At 38.0% G+C, this 16,131-nt stretch carries 16 protein-coding genes; 15 read left to right on the plus strand and 1 reads right to left on the minus strand.

Annotation, left to right across the window (positions count from 1 at the left end; translation table 11 throughout):
* The first annotated feature begins 32 nt into the window (after nt 1–32).
* The 10 genes from AC07YT_RS12350 (at nt 33) to dacB (ending at nt 11,178) form a co-directional block, all read left to right on the plus strand.
* Entirely contained in the window at nt 33–1,490 is a 1,458-nt protein-coding gene (locus tag AC07YT_RS12350) for a Gfo/Idh/MocA family protein (RefSeq protein WP_086547491.1), read from the plus strand.
* Between the two features lie 50 nt (nt 1,491–1,540).
* Complete coding sequence (locus AC07YT_RS12355; RefSeq protein WP_086547492.1) at nt 1,541–2,221, plus strand: 3-keto-disaccharide hydrolase; 681 nt, start codon at nt 1,541–1,543, stop codon at nt 2,219–2,221.
* Between the two features lie 154 nt (nt 2,222–2,375).
* On the plus strand, nt 2,376–3,593 hold the full coding sequence (locus AC07YT_RS12360; protein ID WP_086547493.1) for a nucleoside permease: 1,218 nt from the start codon (nt 2,376–2,378) through the stop codon (nt 3,591–3,593).
* A 2-nt stretch (nt 3,594–3,595) separates the two neighbouring features.
* Nucleotides 3,596–4,486: a hydroxypyruvate isomerase family protein gene (locus AC07YT_RS12365; protein ID WP_086547494.1), complete on the plus strand. Its 891-nt coding sequence runs from the start codon at nt 3,596–3,598 to the stop codon at nt 4,484–4,486.
* Between the two features lie 12 nt (nt 4,487–4,498).
* Nucleotides 4,499–5,374 carry a sugar phosphate isomerase/epimerase family protein gene (locus tag AC07YT_RS12370; protein ID WP_086547495.1) on the plus strand — a complete coding sequence of 292 codons (876 nt, stop codon included), beginning with the start codon at nt 4,499–4,501 and terminating at the stop codon, nt 5,372–5,374.
* Between the two features lie 9 nt (nt 5,375–5,383).
* Complete coding sequence (locus tag AC07YT_RS12375; RefSeq protein ID WP_086547496.1) at nt 5,384–6,253, plus strand: sugar phosphate isomerase/epimerase family protein; 870 nt, start codon at nt 5,384–5,386, stop codon at nt 6,251–6,253.
* 590 nt (nt 6,254–6,843) lie between these two features.
* Nucleotides 6,844–7,833, plus strand: coding sequence for an aspartate-semialdehyde dehydrogenase (locus tag AC07YT_RS12380; RefSeq protein ID WP_086547497.1), 990 nt, complete (start codon nt 6,844–6,846; stop codon nt 7,831–7,833).
* Nucleotides 7,834–7,891: 58 nt separating this feature from the next.
* Nucleotides 7,892–8,494 carry a CDP-alcohol phosphatidyltransferase family protein gene (locus AC07YT_RS12385; RefSeq protein WP_086547498.1) on the plus strand — a complete coding sequence of 201 codons (603 nt, stop codon included), beginning with the start codon at nt 7,892–7,894 and terminating at the stop codon, nt 8,492–8,494.
* A 136-nt stretch (nt 8,495–8,630) separates the two neighbouring features.
* The gene (locus AC07YT_RS12390) at nt 8,631–9,755 is read left to right on the plus strand and encodes an ATP-binding protein (RefSeq protein WP_086547499.1); all 1,125 of its coding nucleotides are present in this window, start codon (nt 8,631–8,633) and stop codon (nt 9,753–9,755) included.
* Between the two features lie 16 nt (nt 9,756–9,771).
* Nucleotides 9,772–11,178 (plus strand): D-alanyl-D-alanine carboxypeptidase/D-alanyl-D-alanine endopeptidase, encoded by a 1,407-nt coding sequence (dacB, locus tag AC07YT_RS12395; protein WP_086547500.1) that lies wholly within the window; start codon nt 9,772–9,774, stop codon nt 11,176–11,178.
* Between the two features lie 22 nt (nt 11,179–11,200).
* Here the strand turns inward: dacB and AC07YT_RS12400 are convergent, their stop codons facing one another.
* Nucleotides 11,201–11,353, minus strand: coding sequence for an ATP-binding cassette domain-containing protein (locus AC07YT_RS12400; protein WP_494945334.1), 153 nt, complete (start codon nt 11,351–11,353; stop codon nt 11,201–11,203).
* 74 nt (nt 11,354–11,427) lie between these two features.
* Between AC07YT_RS12400 and AC07YT_RS12405 the strand changes: the two genes are divergently transcribed.
* The 5 genes from AC07YT_RS12405 to AC07YT_RS12425 all read left to right on the plus strand — a co-directional run bounded on the left by AC07YT_RS12405 (nt 11,428) and on the right by AC07YT_RS12425 (nt 15,774).
* The gene (locus AC07YT_RS12405; protein ID WP_086547501.1) at nt 11,428–11,949 is read left to right on the plus strand and encodes a GNAT family N-acetyltransferase; all 522 of its coding nucleotides are present in this window, start codon (nt 11,428–11,430) and stop codon (nt 11,947–11,949) included.
* Nucleotides 11,950–12,010: 61 nt separating this feature from the next.
* Entirely contained in the window at nt 12,011–12,859 is an 849-nt protein-coding gene (locus tag AC07YT_RS12410) for a DUF2911 domain-containing protein (RefSeq protein WP_086549396.1), read from the plus strand.
* A 290-nt stretch (nt 12,860–13,149) separates the two neighbouring features.
* A complete protein-coding gene (gene eno / locus AC07YT_RS12415) occupies nt 13,150–14,445 on the plus strand; it encodes a phosphopyruvate hydratase (protein ID WP_086547502.1) in 1,296 nt (431 codons plus the stop codon).
* 241 nt (nt 14,446–14,686) lie between these two features.
* Nucleotides 14,687–14,986 (plus strand): FtsB family cell division protein, encoded by a 300-nt coding sequence (locus AC07YT_RS12420; protein WP_025145767.1) that lies wholly within the window; start codon nt 14,687–14,689, stop codon nt 14,984–14,986.
* A 173-nt stretch (nt 14,987–15,159) separates the two neighbouring features.
* The gene (locus tag AC07YT_RS12425) at nt 15,160–15,774 is read left to right on the plus strand and encodes a trimeric intracellular cation channel family protein (RefSeq protein ID WP_086547503.1); all 615 of its coding nucleotides are present in this window, start codon (nt 15,160–15,162) and stop codon (nt 15,772–15,774) included.
* Nucleotides 15,775–16,131: the final 357 nt, after the last annotated feature.

Below are 16,131 nucleotides of genomic sequence, written 5' to 3' on the forward strand. Positions count from 1 at the left end.
TTTAACCAAATTAGCAAATCGATTTACTACAGATGAAAACAGAGCAAGAAAATAAAAACACGAGTAACCGCCGTGATTTTATTAAGACCACAGCTATTGCCGCTGCTGCGTTTATGATCGTGCCCCGCCATGTTTTAGGTGGACCCGGTTATTTAGCACCAAGCGATCGTTTATTGGTTGCCGGCATTGGTGTTGGCGGAAAAGGCCAAAGCGATTTAAATATGTTTTACAAAAGCGGAAAAGCAGACATTGCTTTTTTATGCGATGTAGACGATCGCCGTGCAGCAAATAGTGTTAAAGCTTTCCCTAAAGCAAAATACTATAAAGACTGGCGCGAAATGTTAGATAAGGAACATAAAAATTTCGATGCTGTGTCTGTTTCTACTCCTGATCATAACCATGCCATCCAGGCTTTAGCAGCGATGCAATTGGGTAAACACGTTTATGTGCAAAAACCTTTAACACATGATATTTATGAGGCGCGTATTCTAACCGCAGCCGCAAAAAAATATAAAGTGGTAACCCAAATGGGAAATCAAGGTGCATCAAATGATGGCCCGCGCCAAATGAAAGAGTGGTACGAAGCTGGTTTAATTGGCGATGTACACACCGTTTACGCGTGGACTGATAGACCCGTTTGGCCACAAGGCATTCCCCGCCCAACAAAAAAAGCCGAAATTCCTGCAGAATTAGATTGGAACCTATGGTTAGGTACTGCGCCTGAAAAAGATTTCATAGATAAATTGGTGCCTTTTAACTGGCGTGGCTGGTGGGATTATGGTACTGGTGCCCTGGGCGACATGGGCTGTCACTTGATCGAAGCGCCTTTCAGCGTATTAAACTTAAAATATGCAAAAGAGGTTGAGGCGAGTGTTGGCTCTGTTTATGTAGATGAATTTAAACGCGGTTATTTCCCTGAAAGCTGCCCGCCATCAAGCCATGTGACCTTAAAATTCCCGAAAACGAATAAAACCAAAGGTGATGTCACGCTACACTGGATGGACGGTGGTATCCAGCCCGAACGCCCTGAAGAATTAGAAGCAAACGAAACTTTTGGCGATGGTGGTAATGGTACCTTGTTTATCGGAACTAAAGGTAAAATGATGTCTGAAACTTATAGTGCAAACCCAAAATTATTGCCATTAAGTAAAAACAAAGACATTAAAGTGGCGCCAAAATACACGCGTGTACCAGATGGCGCAAATGGCCACTATAAACAATGGGTTGAAGCCGCAATTGCGGGTTATGGCAAACAGGAAGTAAGTTCGCCTTTCGAAATTGCAGGTCCCTTAACAGAAGCTTTACTGATGGCGAATCTGGCAATCAGAAGTTTCGATATCCAAAAAACGGTAAATGGTAAGACTACTTATCCAGGCCGGTATACTAAAATGCTTTGGGATAACGACAATATGAAAGTTACCAATTTTGACGAAGCAAACCAGTTTGTAAAACGCGAATACCGTAAAGGCTGGAACAATTTAACTCTTTAATTATCCTAACCTGATCGGTTTTAAATCCCATCAGGTTTTATTTAAAAAAAATGAAAAAAATCTTTCTTTCTGCTTGCATCTTGTTAGCGGTAACACAAATATCAAAAGCTCAAAAGGGCTTTAAGCCACTTTTTGATGGTAAAACAACAACAGGCTGGCATACTTACAACAAAACTACTGTTGGCAGCGCCTGGCAGGTTCAGGATGGTGCCCTGCATTTAGATTTAGCAACCAAAGGTAAAGATGGCGGCGGTGATTTGGTTACCGACAAAGAATATGGCGATTTCCATTTAAAATATGAGTGGAAAGTAGCTCCAAAAGCAAACAGCGGTTTAATTTTTTATGTTCATGAAGAACCTAAATACCACGCTACCTATTCTACAGGTTTAGAAATGCAGGTTATTGATAACGATGGCCACCCGGATGGAAAGATTACAAAACACCGCGCAGGCGATTTATACGACCTGGTAAAAAGTTCATCAGAGCCCGTTAAAGCTGTTGGCGAATGGAACAAAGCTGAAATCATTAGCAAAAAAGGCAAATTAACATTAATTTTAAACGGTGTTGAAATAGTAAAAACCACCCTTTGGGACGATAACTGGAAAAAAATTGTTGCAGGCAGCAAGTTTGCAACATGGGAAAACTGGGGAACTTTTAAAACCGGTAAAATTGCCTTACAGGATCACGGAGATGAAGTTTGGTACAAAAACATCTCTATTAAAGAACTATAAATCAGGTTGAAGGCGTAAGGTAGAAGGCTGAAGGTTTCTTTTCTTTAGCTTTAACCATATATTTGAGTTTGCGGGCGGGGAAGCATAAAGTTTACCCGCTTTCGCATTAACCTTACACCCTATACCTTTAACCTTAAAACCTTATATAAACCAAATGAATAACACTACTCGCTTTAAACTCTCTGCCATGATGTTCCTGGAATTTTTTATCTGGGGCGCCTGGTTTGTAACCATGGGAACTTACCTTGGTAAAAATCTATTAGCAAACGATGTACAAATTGGTTCAGCTTATAGTACACAATCATTAGGTGCTATAATTGCACCATTTATCATCGGATTAATCGCAGATAAATTTTTCTCTGCACAAAAAGTATTAGGTGTACTACACTTAGTTGGAGGTGCACTTTTATGGGTTGCAGGAACATCTTTAAATTTTGATAGTTTTTTCCCATTTATCCTAGGGTATATGATTGCTTACATGCCAACGTTGGCGTTAGTAAACTCAATCTCCTTTAAACAAATGAAAGATCCTGGAAAAGAATTTCCTTCAATCAGGGTATTCGGGACTATTGGATGGATTATTGCCGGATTGGTAATTGGGTGGTTAAACTGGGAACAGAGCGGCAATTTGGTGTTTACATTCAAAATGGCATCCGTTGCTTCAATCATTCTAGGATTGTTAAGTTTCTTTTTACCGAACACTCCCCCAGTTAAAAAAGGTGAAAAAACAACTTTTGGAGAAATCATTGGTTTAGATGCAATTGGCCTGTTAAAAAACAAATCATATCTTTTATTCTTCTTAGCATCTGTTGCTATCTGTATTCCACTGGCTTTCTACTACAATTTCACCAATCCGTTTCTTAATGAAGTTGGAATGAAAGGTGCAGCAGGAGTTCAATCATTAGGTCAGGTTTCGGAAACCCTATTTATGTTATTAATGCCTTTATTCTTTGCTCGTCTTGGCGTAAAAAAGATGCTGGCGATTGGTATGATTGCGTGGGTAGTTCGTTACCTTTTCTTTGCATTTGGAAATGCAGATTCAAACTATTGGATGCTGATCGGTGGAATTGTTCTTCATGGCATTTGCTATGACTTTTTCTTTGTTACCGGACAAATTTATACTGACAGATTAGCCGGAGAAAAATTCAAAAGTGCTGCTCAAGGTTTTATTACCTTGGCAACTTACGGTGTCGGTATGTTAATTGGTTCGATCATATCAGGTATGGTAGTTAATAAATATGTTGTAGAAGGTGGCCATATTTGGCAAAGCATATGGATTATTCCAGCAGGTATAGCAGGATTAGTTGCGCTGTTATTCTTATTATTCTTCAGCGATAAAAATAAACCTGTTACTGAAGCTAACACGATATAATTATGTCTTCAAAACTGGATAGAAGAAATGCTTTAAAGAACATCATCGCAGGAACCGCTGCGATTGGTGTTTCTTCAGGATTTTCAGCATTAGCAATGGATAAATCAGAATCAGATCAGCCATTAAGGCTAAAAGGAAATATTAATCATGCCGTTTGCCGCTGGTGTTTTAGCGGTTTAGATGTAGAAACACTTTGTGTTGAAGCTAAAAAAATCGGTATTACAGGCATAGATTTAGTTGGACCAAAAGATTGGCCGACTTTAAAAAAACATGGATTAGTATCGACCATGTGTAATGGTGCAGAGATTAATTTAGTGGATGGTTTTAACGACGAAAAATTCCACGAAAAGTTAATTCAAAACTATACGGCAATGATTCCGCTTGTTGCCGAAGCCGGATACAAAAACCTAATTTGTTTTAGCGGAAACCGTCGTGGTAAAGATGATGAAACCGGTTGGAACAATTGTGTAAAAGGATTGAAACAGTTAATCCCTTTGGCCGAAAAGCACAATGTTGTATTGGTAATGGAATTGTTAAACAGCAAAGTTAATCATAAAGATTACCAATGTGATAGAACTTCATGGGGCGCCGAGCTTTGCAAACGTTTAGGATCTGAAAACTTCAAATTGTTATACGATATCTATCATATGCAGATTGATGAAGGAGATGTAATCAGAAACATCAGAGATCACCATCAGTATATCGCCCACTACCACACCGCCGGTGTTCCGGGTAGAAATGAGATAGATGATACGCAGGAACTATATTATCCTGCAATCATGAAAGCCATTGCCGAAACTGGCTTTAAAGGTTTCGTTGCACAAGAATTTATACCTAAAAATGCTGACAAATTAGCCTCTTTAAAAAAGGCAGTTTCTATTTGCGACATCTAAAAAAATACACCTATGTTATCAAGAAGAAATTTTATTTTAAATACGAGTATGGCTGCAGCTGCAGCACTTTTGGTTCCATCCTTCGCTTGTGTAGCCAACGATAAAAAATTAGTGGGTTTGCAATTATACTCTTTAAGGGATGAGCTTCCGAAAGATGTAAAAGGAACATTGGCTAAAGTAGCTAAAGCTGGCTTTAAGGAGGTTGAAACTTATGGTTTTTCTATAAAAGATCAGTTTTGGGGCTTAACACCAGCCGAATTTAAAAAATTGCTTGATGACAACGGATTAACTGCGCCAAGCGGTCACTATGGCTTAGGCAGTTATTTAACCGATGGAAACACGGAGGAATTAAAGGCGGCAATTGCAGCAGCTAAAGTGCTGGGAAGTGAATATGTAACCATTCCATGGTTAGATGAAAGCATCAGAAAAAGTGCTGAGGACTACAAAAAAATTGCAGTTAAAATCAACGAAGCCGGAAAACTGGCGAAAGAAGCGGGTATCAGGTTAGCTTACCACAACCACAATTTCGAATTCGAGAAACAAGGTGATACCACTGGTTACGAAATCCTGTTAAAAGGAACCGATAAAAACCTTGTTGATTTTGAACTTGATTTATATTGGGTTGTACGCTCAGGTAACGATCCGATCAAATTATTTAAAGAAAATCCAGGCCGTTTTACCATGTGGCATGTTAAAGATATGGATAAAGCAGATCCGGCATTAAATGCAGAAGTAGGAACAGGTTCTATTAACTTCAAACCTATTTTTGCGGATGCAAAACTTTCGGGCATGAAACACTTCTTTGTAGAGCACGAAACCAATTACAAGCCAAACCCGATGGAATCTGTTGCAGCAAGCTGCGCATATATTAAAAAAGAAATTATTTAAATTTAAGAGATGAATTCAAGAAGAACATTCTTAAAACAGGCAGGATTAGCTGCCGGAGCGGCATTGTTAATTCCGTCGTTTGCTTTTGATAAAGTAAATAAAAATATTGGTCTACAATTGTACTCTTTACGTAATGAACTGCCAAAAGATGTAAAAGGCATCATCGAAAAAGTAGCACAAGCCGGCTATAAGGAAGTAGAAACTTATGGTTTTGCTAATGGAAAATTCTGGGGCTTAACGCCAAAAGAATTTAAAGCTTTATTAAATGCGAACGGTTTAAAAGCACCAAGCGGTCATTATGGAATGGATGAATTTTCAAGAACCGGAAAAACCGACAAGTTAAAAGCCGATATCGAATCTTCAGCAGCCATTGGTGGTAAATTCTTTACCATTGCTGGTGCACATGTAGATAAGAGCAAAGGTGTAGATGGTTTTAAGAAAACGGCTGATGATTTTAATAAGGTTGCTGAAATTGCAAAAGCATCAGGTTTAAAATTCGCTTACCACAACCACGATTTCGAATTTAAAAAATTAGGTGATACCACTGGTTACGATGTTTACTTAAGCGAAACTGATAAAAACCTGGTAAATTTCGAAATGGATTTATACTGGGTAGTACGCTCAGGTAACGATCCTTTAGCCTTGTTTAAAAAATACCCGGGCCGTTTCCCAATGTGGCATGTGAAAGATATGGACAAAGCCAAACCAGAATGGAATACTGAAGTTGGCAAAGGTGCTATTGATTTTAAAAGCATTTTTGCCCAGGCAAAATTATCTGGTATGCAACACTTTTTTGTAGAACACGAAACCAATTATCAACCTGATCCGGTTGGTTCGATCAAAACAAGCTGCGATTATATTAAAGCTAATTTGATTTAATTTACTAACCCTCGCAGTTTTTTAAACGGCATGGTCCTCATTAAGGCTATTACACCGAATTGAATCTGCGAGGGTTATAAAAAAAGAATTTCTAATGGCAAACTGATTTGGGCGTTACCCTTTCCCCTGAAATACGGAAAAGGGTCGGGCTTTTCAGGGCTAGGCTTTGCTCCGGTACCAATAAAAAATTGGCACTAAACCCTTACAATCCCTAACGCGGATTTACCGAATTAAAATTTCCTCTATTATTAGAAAGACTGCCCTCAGTTATTTAAACCTGATAGAACGGCAATACTTTTTAATTGCAACGATTATAAATTTTGACCGTTATTGTTTAAAAAGATTATAGTGATAGCAGGGCCTTCGCAACCGATAGGCACAGGAACCTGCTTTCCAAAACAAAGAACGACAATTTTTAATGTGGTTTTTTACTGCCCAAAACTTTATACTCCAAGCCTTATTTTCTATTGAAAAAGTAAGATTTTAAATATTAAAAGCAAATTTAATTGGTAACAATGGGGATATAAGCTTAATTTTTAGCATATTTGGACTTATATCAAATGTTTAATAATATATAATTAAAATTTAAAATGAAAGTAGCAGTAGTAGGTGCCACCGGATTGGTAGGCACTGTCATGTTAAAAGTATTGGAGGAAAGAAATTTCCCTTTAACAGAGTTGATTCCCGTAGCATCAGAAAAGAGTGTTGGTAAGGAAATTACTTTTAAGGGTAAGAAGTTCCCAATTGTTAGCATGGATACTGCAATCAGCATGAAACCAGATATCGCTTTGTTTTCTGCAGGTGGAAATACTTCATTAGAGCATGCTCCACGGTTTAAAGAAGCGGGAACCACGGTTATTGATAATTCTTCTGCCTGGAGAATGGATCCTGCAATTAAATTAATTGTACCGGAAGTTAATGCTCACGAGCTTTCTATCGATAACAAAATCATTGCTAACCCAAACTGTTCTACCATTCAAATGGTTGTGGTTTTAAAACCTTTGCACGATAAATACAAAATTAAACGTGTGGTGGTTTCTACTTACCAATCGGTTACCGGTACAGGTGTTAAAGCAGTTGAACAATTAATGAATGAGCGTAAAGGCGTTGATGGTCCTAAAGCTTATCCGTACGAAATTGATTTAAATGTTCTTCCTCATATTGATGTTTTCATGGAAAACGGATATACCAAAGAAGAAATGAAAATGGTGAAGGAAACCAACAAAATCATGAGCGACGATAGCATTAAAGTTACCGCGACTACGGTTCGTATCCCGGTAATGGGCGGTCACTCAGAATCGGTAAACATCGAGTTTGAAAATGATTTCGATTTAGCTGAAGTGCGTAGTATTTTAGAAAAATCACCTGGCATAATCGTTGTTGATGATGTTGCCAACCTAAAATATCCAATGCCAAAAGATGCGCATGAAAAAGATGAAGTTTTTGTAGGCCGTATCCGCAGAGATGAGTCGGCACCAAAAGCATTAAACCTTTGGATTGTTGCCGATAACTTACGCAAGGGTGCTGCAACCAATGCCGTTCAGATTGCCGAATACCTGATTCAAAAAGAATTGGTTTAATCAATAAATTTAAATAAAAGCCTCGATTTATCGGGGCTTTTTTATGCGCGCTCCAATCATGAAACATATCCCCATTGCTTTAATTTACGCCAGGTTATTAATTGGTTTCGGGATTATTTTACTTAGCCTTTTCCATGCCAATCACTATTCTTTTCTTGCGATTACATTATTATCGATCGGTTTATTAACCGATGTTTTCGACGGAATAATTGCCAGAAAGCTCAATATCTCTTCCGAAAAGTTACGCCGTTTAGATTCCGGCATAGACCAGGTATTTTTCATTTCGGTTGCAGTAGCGACTTATCTTCAATGCCCCGATTTCTTTAAGGCCAACCTGGTAAAACTGATTGTACTCGGTGCTTTTGAGGCCTCAACTTATGCTTTAAGCTACATCAAATTTAAAAAGGAAATTGCCACCCATTCTATCGGCGCCAAAATTTGGACCTTAATTTTATTTGCTACCCTGGTCGAAATTATGGTGCATTGCGAATCAGTGTTGTTATTTGAGCTTTGCCTTTGGATTGGTCTGGCCACCAGATTAGAAATACTTGCCATTGTTTTCACCCTGAAAAAATGGACAAATGATGTGCCTACTATTTATCACGCTGTAAAACTCAGACAGGGAAAAGAAATTAAACGCAATAAATTGTTTAATGGATAACTCAGCTAAACATATAAAACAGCGATCGTAATCACTAAATTATATATAAAAAAGAGATTGTAATCACTAAATTATATATAAAAAGGAGATTAGCTTTAAATTTGATTATATTTGTTATCGAAAATGATATCATGAAATGATCATTAGAAGTTTGCAAACCCATATTGAATCTAAGTTTTTTAAACAAAAGGCAATTATAGTTACAGGCGCAAGGCAGGTAGGTAAAACCACTATGCTAAAACAGCTGGTCGATAAAACAGGATTACCTTTTGTTTTCCTAAACTGCGACGAAGCTAACGTCCGCGCAACCCTAACAGATATCAGCATCGAACGGCTAAAATCAATTGTTGGATCGAATAAATTTATTTTTATCGACGAAGCACAACGTGTTACAAATATTGGTTTAACATTAAAATTAATAGTCGATAATTTTACCCATGTACAACTTTTGGTTACAGGTTCTTCATCTTTAGATCTGGCCGTTGGCATCAAAGAGTCATTAACCGGAAGAAAATTTGAATATCACCTCTTTCCATTTTCAGTAGCAGAGCTTGTTGAAGATACAAACCTGCTTGCAGAAGAACAGGCATTAGAAAAAAGATTGATTTATGGCTCTTATCCTGATGCCATCAATTATCCAGGGGAAGAAAAAGAGTTATTGCTGAACTTAACCAATAGTTATCTTTTTAAAGATATTTTATCGCTTACAGGCATTAGAAAACCTTTGCAACTCGAAAAATTGGTACAAGCCTTAGCGTTGCAGATTGGTAATGAGGTATCGTACACAGAGCTTGGCCAAATGATTGAAGCAGATAAACTAACCGTTGAGCGTTACATCGATCTATTAGAACAGTGTTTTGTTGTATTCAGGTTAGGTGCATACAGCAGTAACCTCCGGAACGAAATAAAGAAGAGCAAAAAAATATACTTCTACGATACGGGGATTCGCAATGCAGTAATTGAAAATTTCAGTATGCTCGGATTGCGACAGGATGCTGGTCAGCTTTTCGAAAACTATATCGTTTCAGAATATATAAAGGCCAGTAACAATAAAAGAAAGCATGCGAAATATTATTTTTGGCGTAGTTTTCAACAGCAGGAAATTGATTTAATAGAAGAAATTGATGGAAAAATTAATGCGATAGAAATCAAATGGAACGAAAATAAAAAAGTCAGGTTTCCATCAACCTTTTTAGATGCATACAACACCAATGAAACACACGTTATAAATAAATCTAATTATACCAGCTTTCTGATATAATCTTTGCCAATAAAAAATGAAATTTATCAAATTATTAATCCTATTCGTTTTCTCAGCAATTGCTACAATTGCTCAAAATAGAATTCAGAACCTCGAAAAAGCTTTCAATAGTTTATTAAATGATGAACAGGCCAAACATGCCATTGTCTCACTTTGTGTTTTAGATGCCAATAGCGGAAAAACATTATTTGCTAAAAATGAGCAAATTGGACTGGCTACCGCTTCTACCCTAAAAACCATTACTGCGGCCACTGCTTTCAGTATTTTAGGAAAGGATTTTCAATTTCAAACCACGCTGGCCTATACCGGAACAATTACTACAGATGGCATATTAAAAGGAAATCTGATCATTATTGGCAATGGCGACCCAACATTGGGATCATGGCGTTATCAAAACAAAGAAAATGCGGTTTTAACGCAATGGGTTGCTGCCATAAAATCGGCAGGGATTAAAAAAATTGAAGGTGCAGTAATTGGTGACGATCGCATTTTCGGTACCCAAACTACACCCGAAGGTTGGGTTTGGCAAGATATTGGCAATTATTATGGTGCCGGAACTTCTGGTTTAGCCTGGCGCGAAAATCAATTCGACATCCATTTAAAACCTGGAAGTAACACATCGGATGAAGTAAAAATTGTAAAAACAGTTCCCGCTACTCCTTATGTGCAGCTGGTAAATGAATTAAAAACGGGTAGCTCGGGATCTGGTGACCGCGCTTATGCTTTCTTGCCTCCTTATAGTAATACGGCTTATATCCGCGGCAGCTGGGGCATGGGCATTGCAAAATCGGGAATATCAGTTGCCCTACCCGACCCTGCTTTTGATTGCGCATACCGTTTGCAGGATACCCTGCAAAGATTGGGCATTTCAACAAACCAGCCAGCCACTACAGCCCGGTTAATGCTGTTAAACAATCAGGTAATTCCTTCAGTTACACAAAAGATAAACACCATAAGCTCTCCAAATTTAAGCGAAATCACTTATTGGTTTTTAAAGAAAAGCATTAACCTGTATGGCGAAACACTTTTAAAAACCATTGCAATAAAATCGGGCAAGGCAGCTACAACAAGTAAAGGTGCTGAAACCGAGATCAATTTCTGGGCGGATAAGGGCATCGATAAAACGGCCCTCAACATCATTGATGGCAGCGGACTCTCTCCAGGCGATAGAATAACAACTTCGGCAATGGCCAGTGTACTTTTCCAAATCCAAAAGGAAAACTGGTTTCCTGATTTCTATAAAGCTTTGCCAGAATACAATGGCATGAAAATTAAAAGCGGAACCATAAATGATGTTTCGGCATTTGCCGGTTACCATACCGATGCTGCAGGGAATAAATACGTTGTAGTGATCAACATCAATAATTATAGCGGAAGTGGAATTAATAAGAAGTTATTCAACGTATTAGACGCGCTAAAGTAGTATCAGCACAAAACTTGAGTATTTAAATTATTCCGTCAATTGCTTTCAGCAGCCTGCTTTTTCCTGATCCATTACTGCCTTTTATCCAGAAAATACCTTCAGGAATTTTAATATTATCTATCTTTAAAACAAGATGATTGAAATAAGATTTTTCAAACTGATTGAAGTATAACATAAAATCATTTTATTTCTGACTTTATTTTTAATCAAAAGTTACAGGCCTTATTTATCCCGATAAAATTAGATACGATGCAATTAGTTTTACGCCCTTACCAAGCCAGTGATCTTGAAAGTTTGGTTAAATACGCCAATAATTTTAATATTTCGAAAAACTTAACCAATAAATTCCCTTTCCCTTATGAAAAAAAAGATGGCGAAGCTTTTATTCAACTGGCCTTAAGTCACAAACCATTGCAAATCAAAGCCATTGTAGTCAATAATGAAGTAATTGGGTCGATAGGCGTACATCAACTGACTGATATCTATAGTAAAAGTGCAGAAATCGGCTACTGGATTGCTGAAGATTTTTGGGGCAAGGGCATCGTTCCACTTGCTGTTAAAGAAATGTTGAGGTATGGTTTCGAAACATTTGATATTGAAAGGATTTTTGCACGTACTTCTCATGTAAACTTAGCATCGCAACAGGTTTTAAAAAAAGCAGGTTTTATTTTCGAGGCGGAGTTGAAAGGAACCATTTTTAAAAACGGGGAATATTTTGATGAATTAATTTTTGGATTCAGGAAACATCAGCTCAGCTCAGAACAACATTAAAACATTTTGTTAAAGCCGAAGCTTATTGCGTAAATTAGTACAAACCAAAAACAACAAAGCAATGAAATTATTCAACAAAATTACAGCACTGTTTATCATGCTATTAGGTGTGGTAGATTTAGCAAACGCACAGGATTTAAAAATACCGCAACCCAGTAGCGGGCAAACCATTATCCAGGATTTTGGATTAGGCAAAATCACTTTAACCTACTCCCGTCCGAATGTAAAGGGCCGAAAAATATTTGGTGGCATGGAACCCATGGGCGTGGTTTGGCGTACAGGAGCAAACGCCGCTACACGTATTAAATTTACCGATGATGTTAAAATTGAAGGGAAAGACTTGCCAGCCGGCGAATATGCTTTATTCAGCATACCTGATAAAAATGAATGGACCGTTATTTTTAACAAAACCGCTAATCAATGGGGTGCCTACGAGTATAAAGAAAGTGGTGATGCACTACGTGTAAAAGTAAAAACAATAGCTTTAAAGGATAAAGTGGAAACTCTTACCATGCAATTTTCGGCTGTTAGCGAAACTTCTGCAACGTTAAATATGATGTGGGAGAACAATGCCTTTGCCATTAATATTACGACTTCTATTGATGAAAAAGTGATGGCCAATATTGCTGAAGCGATGAAAGGCGAAAAAAAGCCATACTATAATGCAGCAATGTACTATTACCAAAATGGAAAAGATTTAAAAACTGCATTAGAATGGATGAGTGAAGTAGAAAAATCGGATATGAAAGCCCCATGGTTTAAATACTGGAAAGGCCGCATTCAACTAAAAATGGGTGATAAAGCCGGTGCAGAAGCTAGCGCTAAAGCGGGCCTAGCTTTAGCAACTGAAGCAAAAGTAGATGAATATATACGCTTAAATTCTCAATTATTGGCTGAAGCTAAAAAATAAAGAATCGTCATTTCGACCGTAGCGGAGAAATCTATCTGCATGATATTGTACATAGATCTCTCTCCCGAAAATTCGGGACTGTGCTTCAGTCGAGATGACGACTTTCATCCGGCATTACAGATAGCCAATATTAACTTAAAATTAACCGTTGGTTAACTTGAACAACTATCATAACATTAACCCTCAAAAGGCTTTATTTATTTAAAAAATATACTAACTTTGATGTTGCGCTTAGTAATTGTACTTTGTACACTAAGCAGATTAAAAAATCAACAAAAAATTAAATAAAAATGAGCATAATCGTTAATGTCCATGCCAGACAAATTCTCGATTCGAGAGGCAATCCAACAGTAGAAGTAGAAGTTGTAACAGAAGCAGGCGCTTTTGGCCGTGCTGCTGTACCAAGCGGTGCATCTACTGGACAATATGAGGCTGTTGAATTACGTGATGGTGATAAATCTACATATTTAGGTAAAGGTGTTTTAAAAGCTGTAGAAAATGTAAATACTAAAATTGCGGATGCATTAAGAGGTATTGATGTTTTTGAGCAAAATACAATTGATAAAATCATGTTGGACCTAGATGGTACCGAAAACAAAGGTAACTTAGGTGCTAACGCAATTTTAGGCGTTTCTTTAGCGGTTGCTAAAGCTGCTGCTGATGAAATCGGCCAGCCATTATACCGTTACATTGGTGGTGTTAATGCAAACACTTTACCAATCCCGATGATGAATATCATTAACGGTGGTTCTCACTCTGATGCCCCTATCGCATTTCAGGAATTTATGATTATGCCAGTTGGTGCTCCTTCTTTCTCTGAGGCTTTACGTTGGGGAACTGAAGTTTTCCATAGCTTGAAAAAAATTCTTCACGATAGAGGTTTATCTACTGCAGTAGGTGATGAAGGTGGTTTTGCACCAACTTTCGATGGTACTGAAGATGCTATTGAAACAGTATTAAAAGCAATTGAAACCGCTGGTTACAAACCAGGCTCTCAAATCTGTTTAGCTTTAGACTGTGCTTCATCTGAGTTTTACAAAGATGGTAAATATGATTATACCAAATTTGAAGGCGCAACTGGCGTAATTCGTTCAAGCGAAGAGCAGGCACAATATTTAGCAGATCTTTCTGCAAAATATCCAATTATCTCTATTGAAGATGGTATGGATGAAAACGACTGGACTGGCTGGAAAAGCTTAACAGATAAAATTGGTGACCATGTTCAATTGGTTGGTGATGATTTATTTGTAACTAACGTTACGCGTTTACAACGTGGTATCGACGAAGATACCGCTAACTCAATCTTAGTAAAAGTTAACCAGATTGGTTCTTTAACTGAAACCATCAATGCAGTAACTTTAGCGCAAAACAGTGGTTATACTTCGGTAATGAGTCACCGTTCTGGCGAAACAGAAGATGTTACGATTGCTGATTTAGCTGTTGCATTAAACTGCGGACAGATTAAAACCGGTTCTGCATCACGTTCAGACAGGATTGCAAAATACAATCAATTATTACGTATTGAAGAAGAATTGGGTGAAAACGCTCGTTTCATCGGTTCAAAATTCAAATACGCTAAAAAATAACCCCTAAATCCCCTAAAGGGGACTAAGAATAATGCCAAAAGCCCCTTTAGGGGTTTGGGGTGTTAACAAGTTGAAAAACTTATTTGTAAAACATCCGGAGATTTTAAATCTTCGGATGTTTTTATTTACATTTACGTCATTGCGAGGCACGAAGCAATCTTACTACCTTGAGCTTGACTGATAAAAACTTATTGCTTTGAGATTGCTTCGTACCTCGCAATGACGATTTTTTGAGAAATATATGAAACGTTTAATAGATCTTTTCCGCAACAAATATTTCCTTGCTACTGTCGCTTTTGCGATGTGGATGCTATTTTTCGATAAAAACGATATGATGTCGCAGTACGAATACCGCAGCCAGGCGAATAAACTGCAGGAAGAGAAGGAATATTTCGAGAAAGAGACTGCCCAGGTTAAAAAAGATTTAAACGAGCTGAATACCAACCTCAATACCGCTGAAAAATTTGCCCGCGAAAAATACTTCATGAAAAAAGACAATGAAGATGTTTTCGTGATTATCCAGGAAGAGAAGAAGGATTAGCGTATGGCGCTGGGCGTTTAGCGTTTAAGTTATCTTCCTTTAGTCTCGTCCTCCTGAACTTGTTTCAGGATCTAAAGCAAAAGAATTTTGATTGGCTGTTTGCAGTCAGCAATTTAACCATTCAACAATTTATCAGTTAACCGATTAACCCATTCAAACAGTTAACCAATCGAATGCTCCACATCCTCTACATTATTGCTATAACAGCTGAAGCCATGACCGCAGCACTTTCTGCCGGCCGACGTGACATGGATTGGGTTGGTGTTTGTATTATCGCCTGGGTTACAGCATTGGGTGGCGGAACAGTTAGAAATGTATTGTTTGGCCATTACCCGATGAGCTGGGTAGAACATCCGGAATATTTGGTGATTACTGCAGTAGCGGCCTTACTCGCTGCATTTATTGCCTCCATTATGACCAAACTCAAAAAACTCTTTCTTTACCTTGATGCTTTAGGCTTGGTGGTTTTCACCATTATTGGCTGTCAGGTTGCGCAGCAAATTCACCTGCCTTATTTAATTGTACTTTTTAGCGGAATGATTACCGGTTGTGCAGGCGGCGTACTTCGTGATGTACTTTGTAATGAGGTTCCCTTTCTTTTCAGAAAAGAGATTTATGCCAGTGCAGCAATCGTTACCGGTGCGGTCTATATCGGCATAGAACATTTTCACGGAAGCGAAATGCTGGCTACCATTACAGCTGCTATTATTGGATTAACATTAAGGTTACTTTCTATCCGCTTCGAATGGCATATGCCGAAGTTTGTTTATAGGGATGAATGGCACTAAGGATGGAAAATGGATGAGGGATAATGGATAATGGAATGGACCAAAACATCATCCATCTTACCTCCCAACATTTTACATCAGCTAAAGTTCTAGCTATCGAAAATGAATAAGGGATGATGAACGATGGAAATAGACCAAACATCATCCATCTTACATCCTTACATTTTACATCAGCTAAAGTTCTAGCTATCGGAAATGAATGACGGATGATGAACGATGGAAATAGACCAAAACATCACCCATCTTACCTCCCAACATTTTACATCAACTAAAGTTCCAGCTATCGAAAATGAATAAGGGATGATGAACGATGGAAATAGACCAAACATCATCCATCTTACATCCTTACATTTTACA

Source organism: Pedobacter sp. GW460-11-11-14-TSB4 (assembly GCF_059423705.1).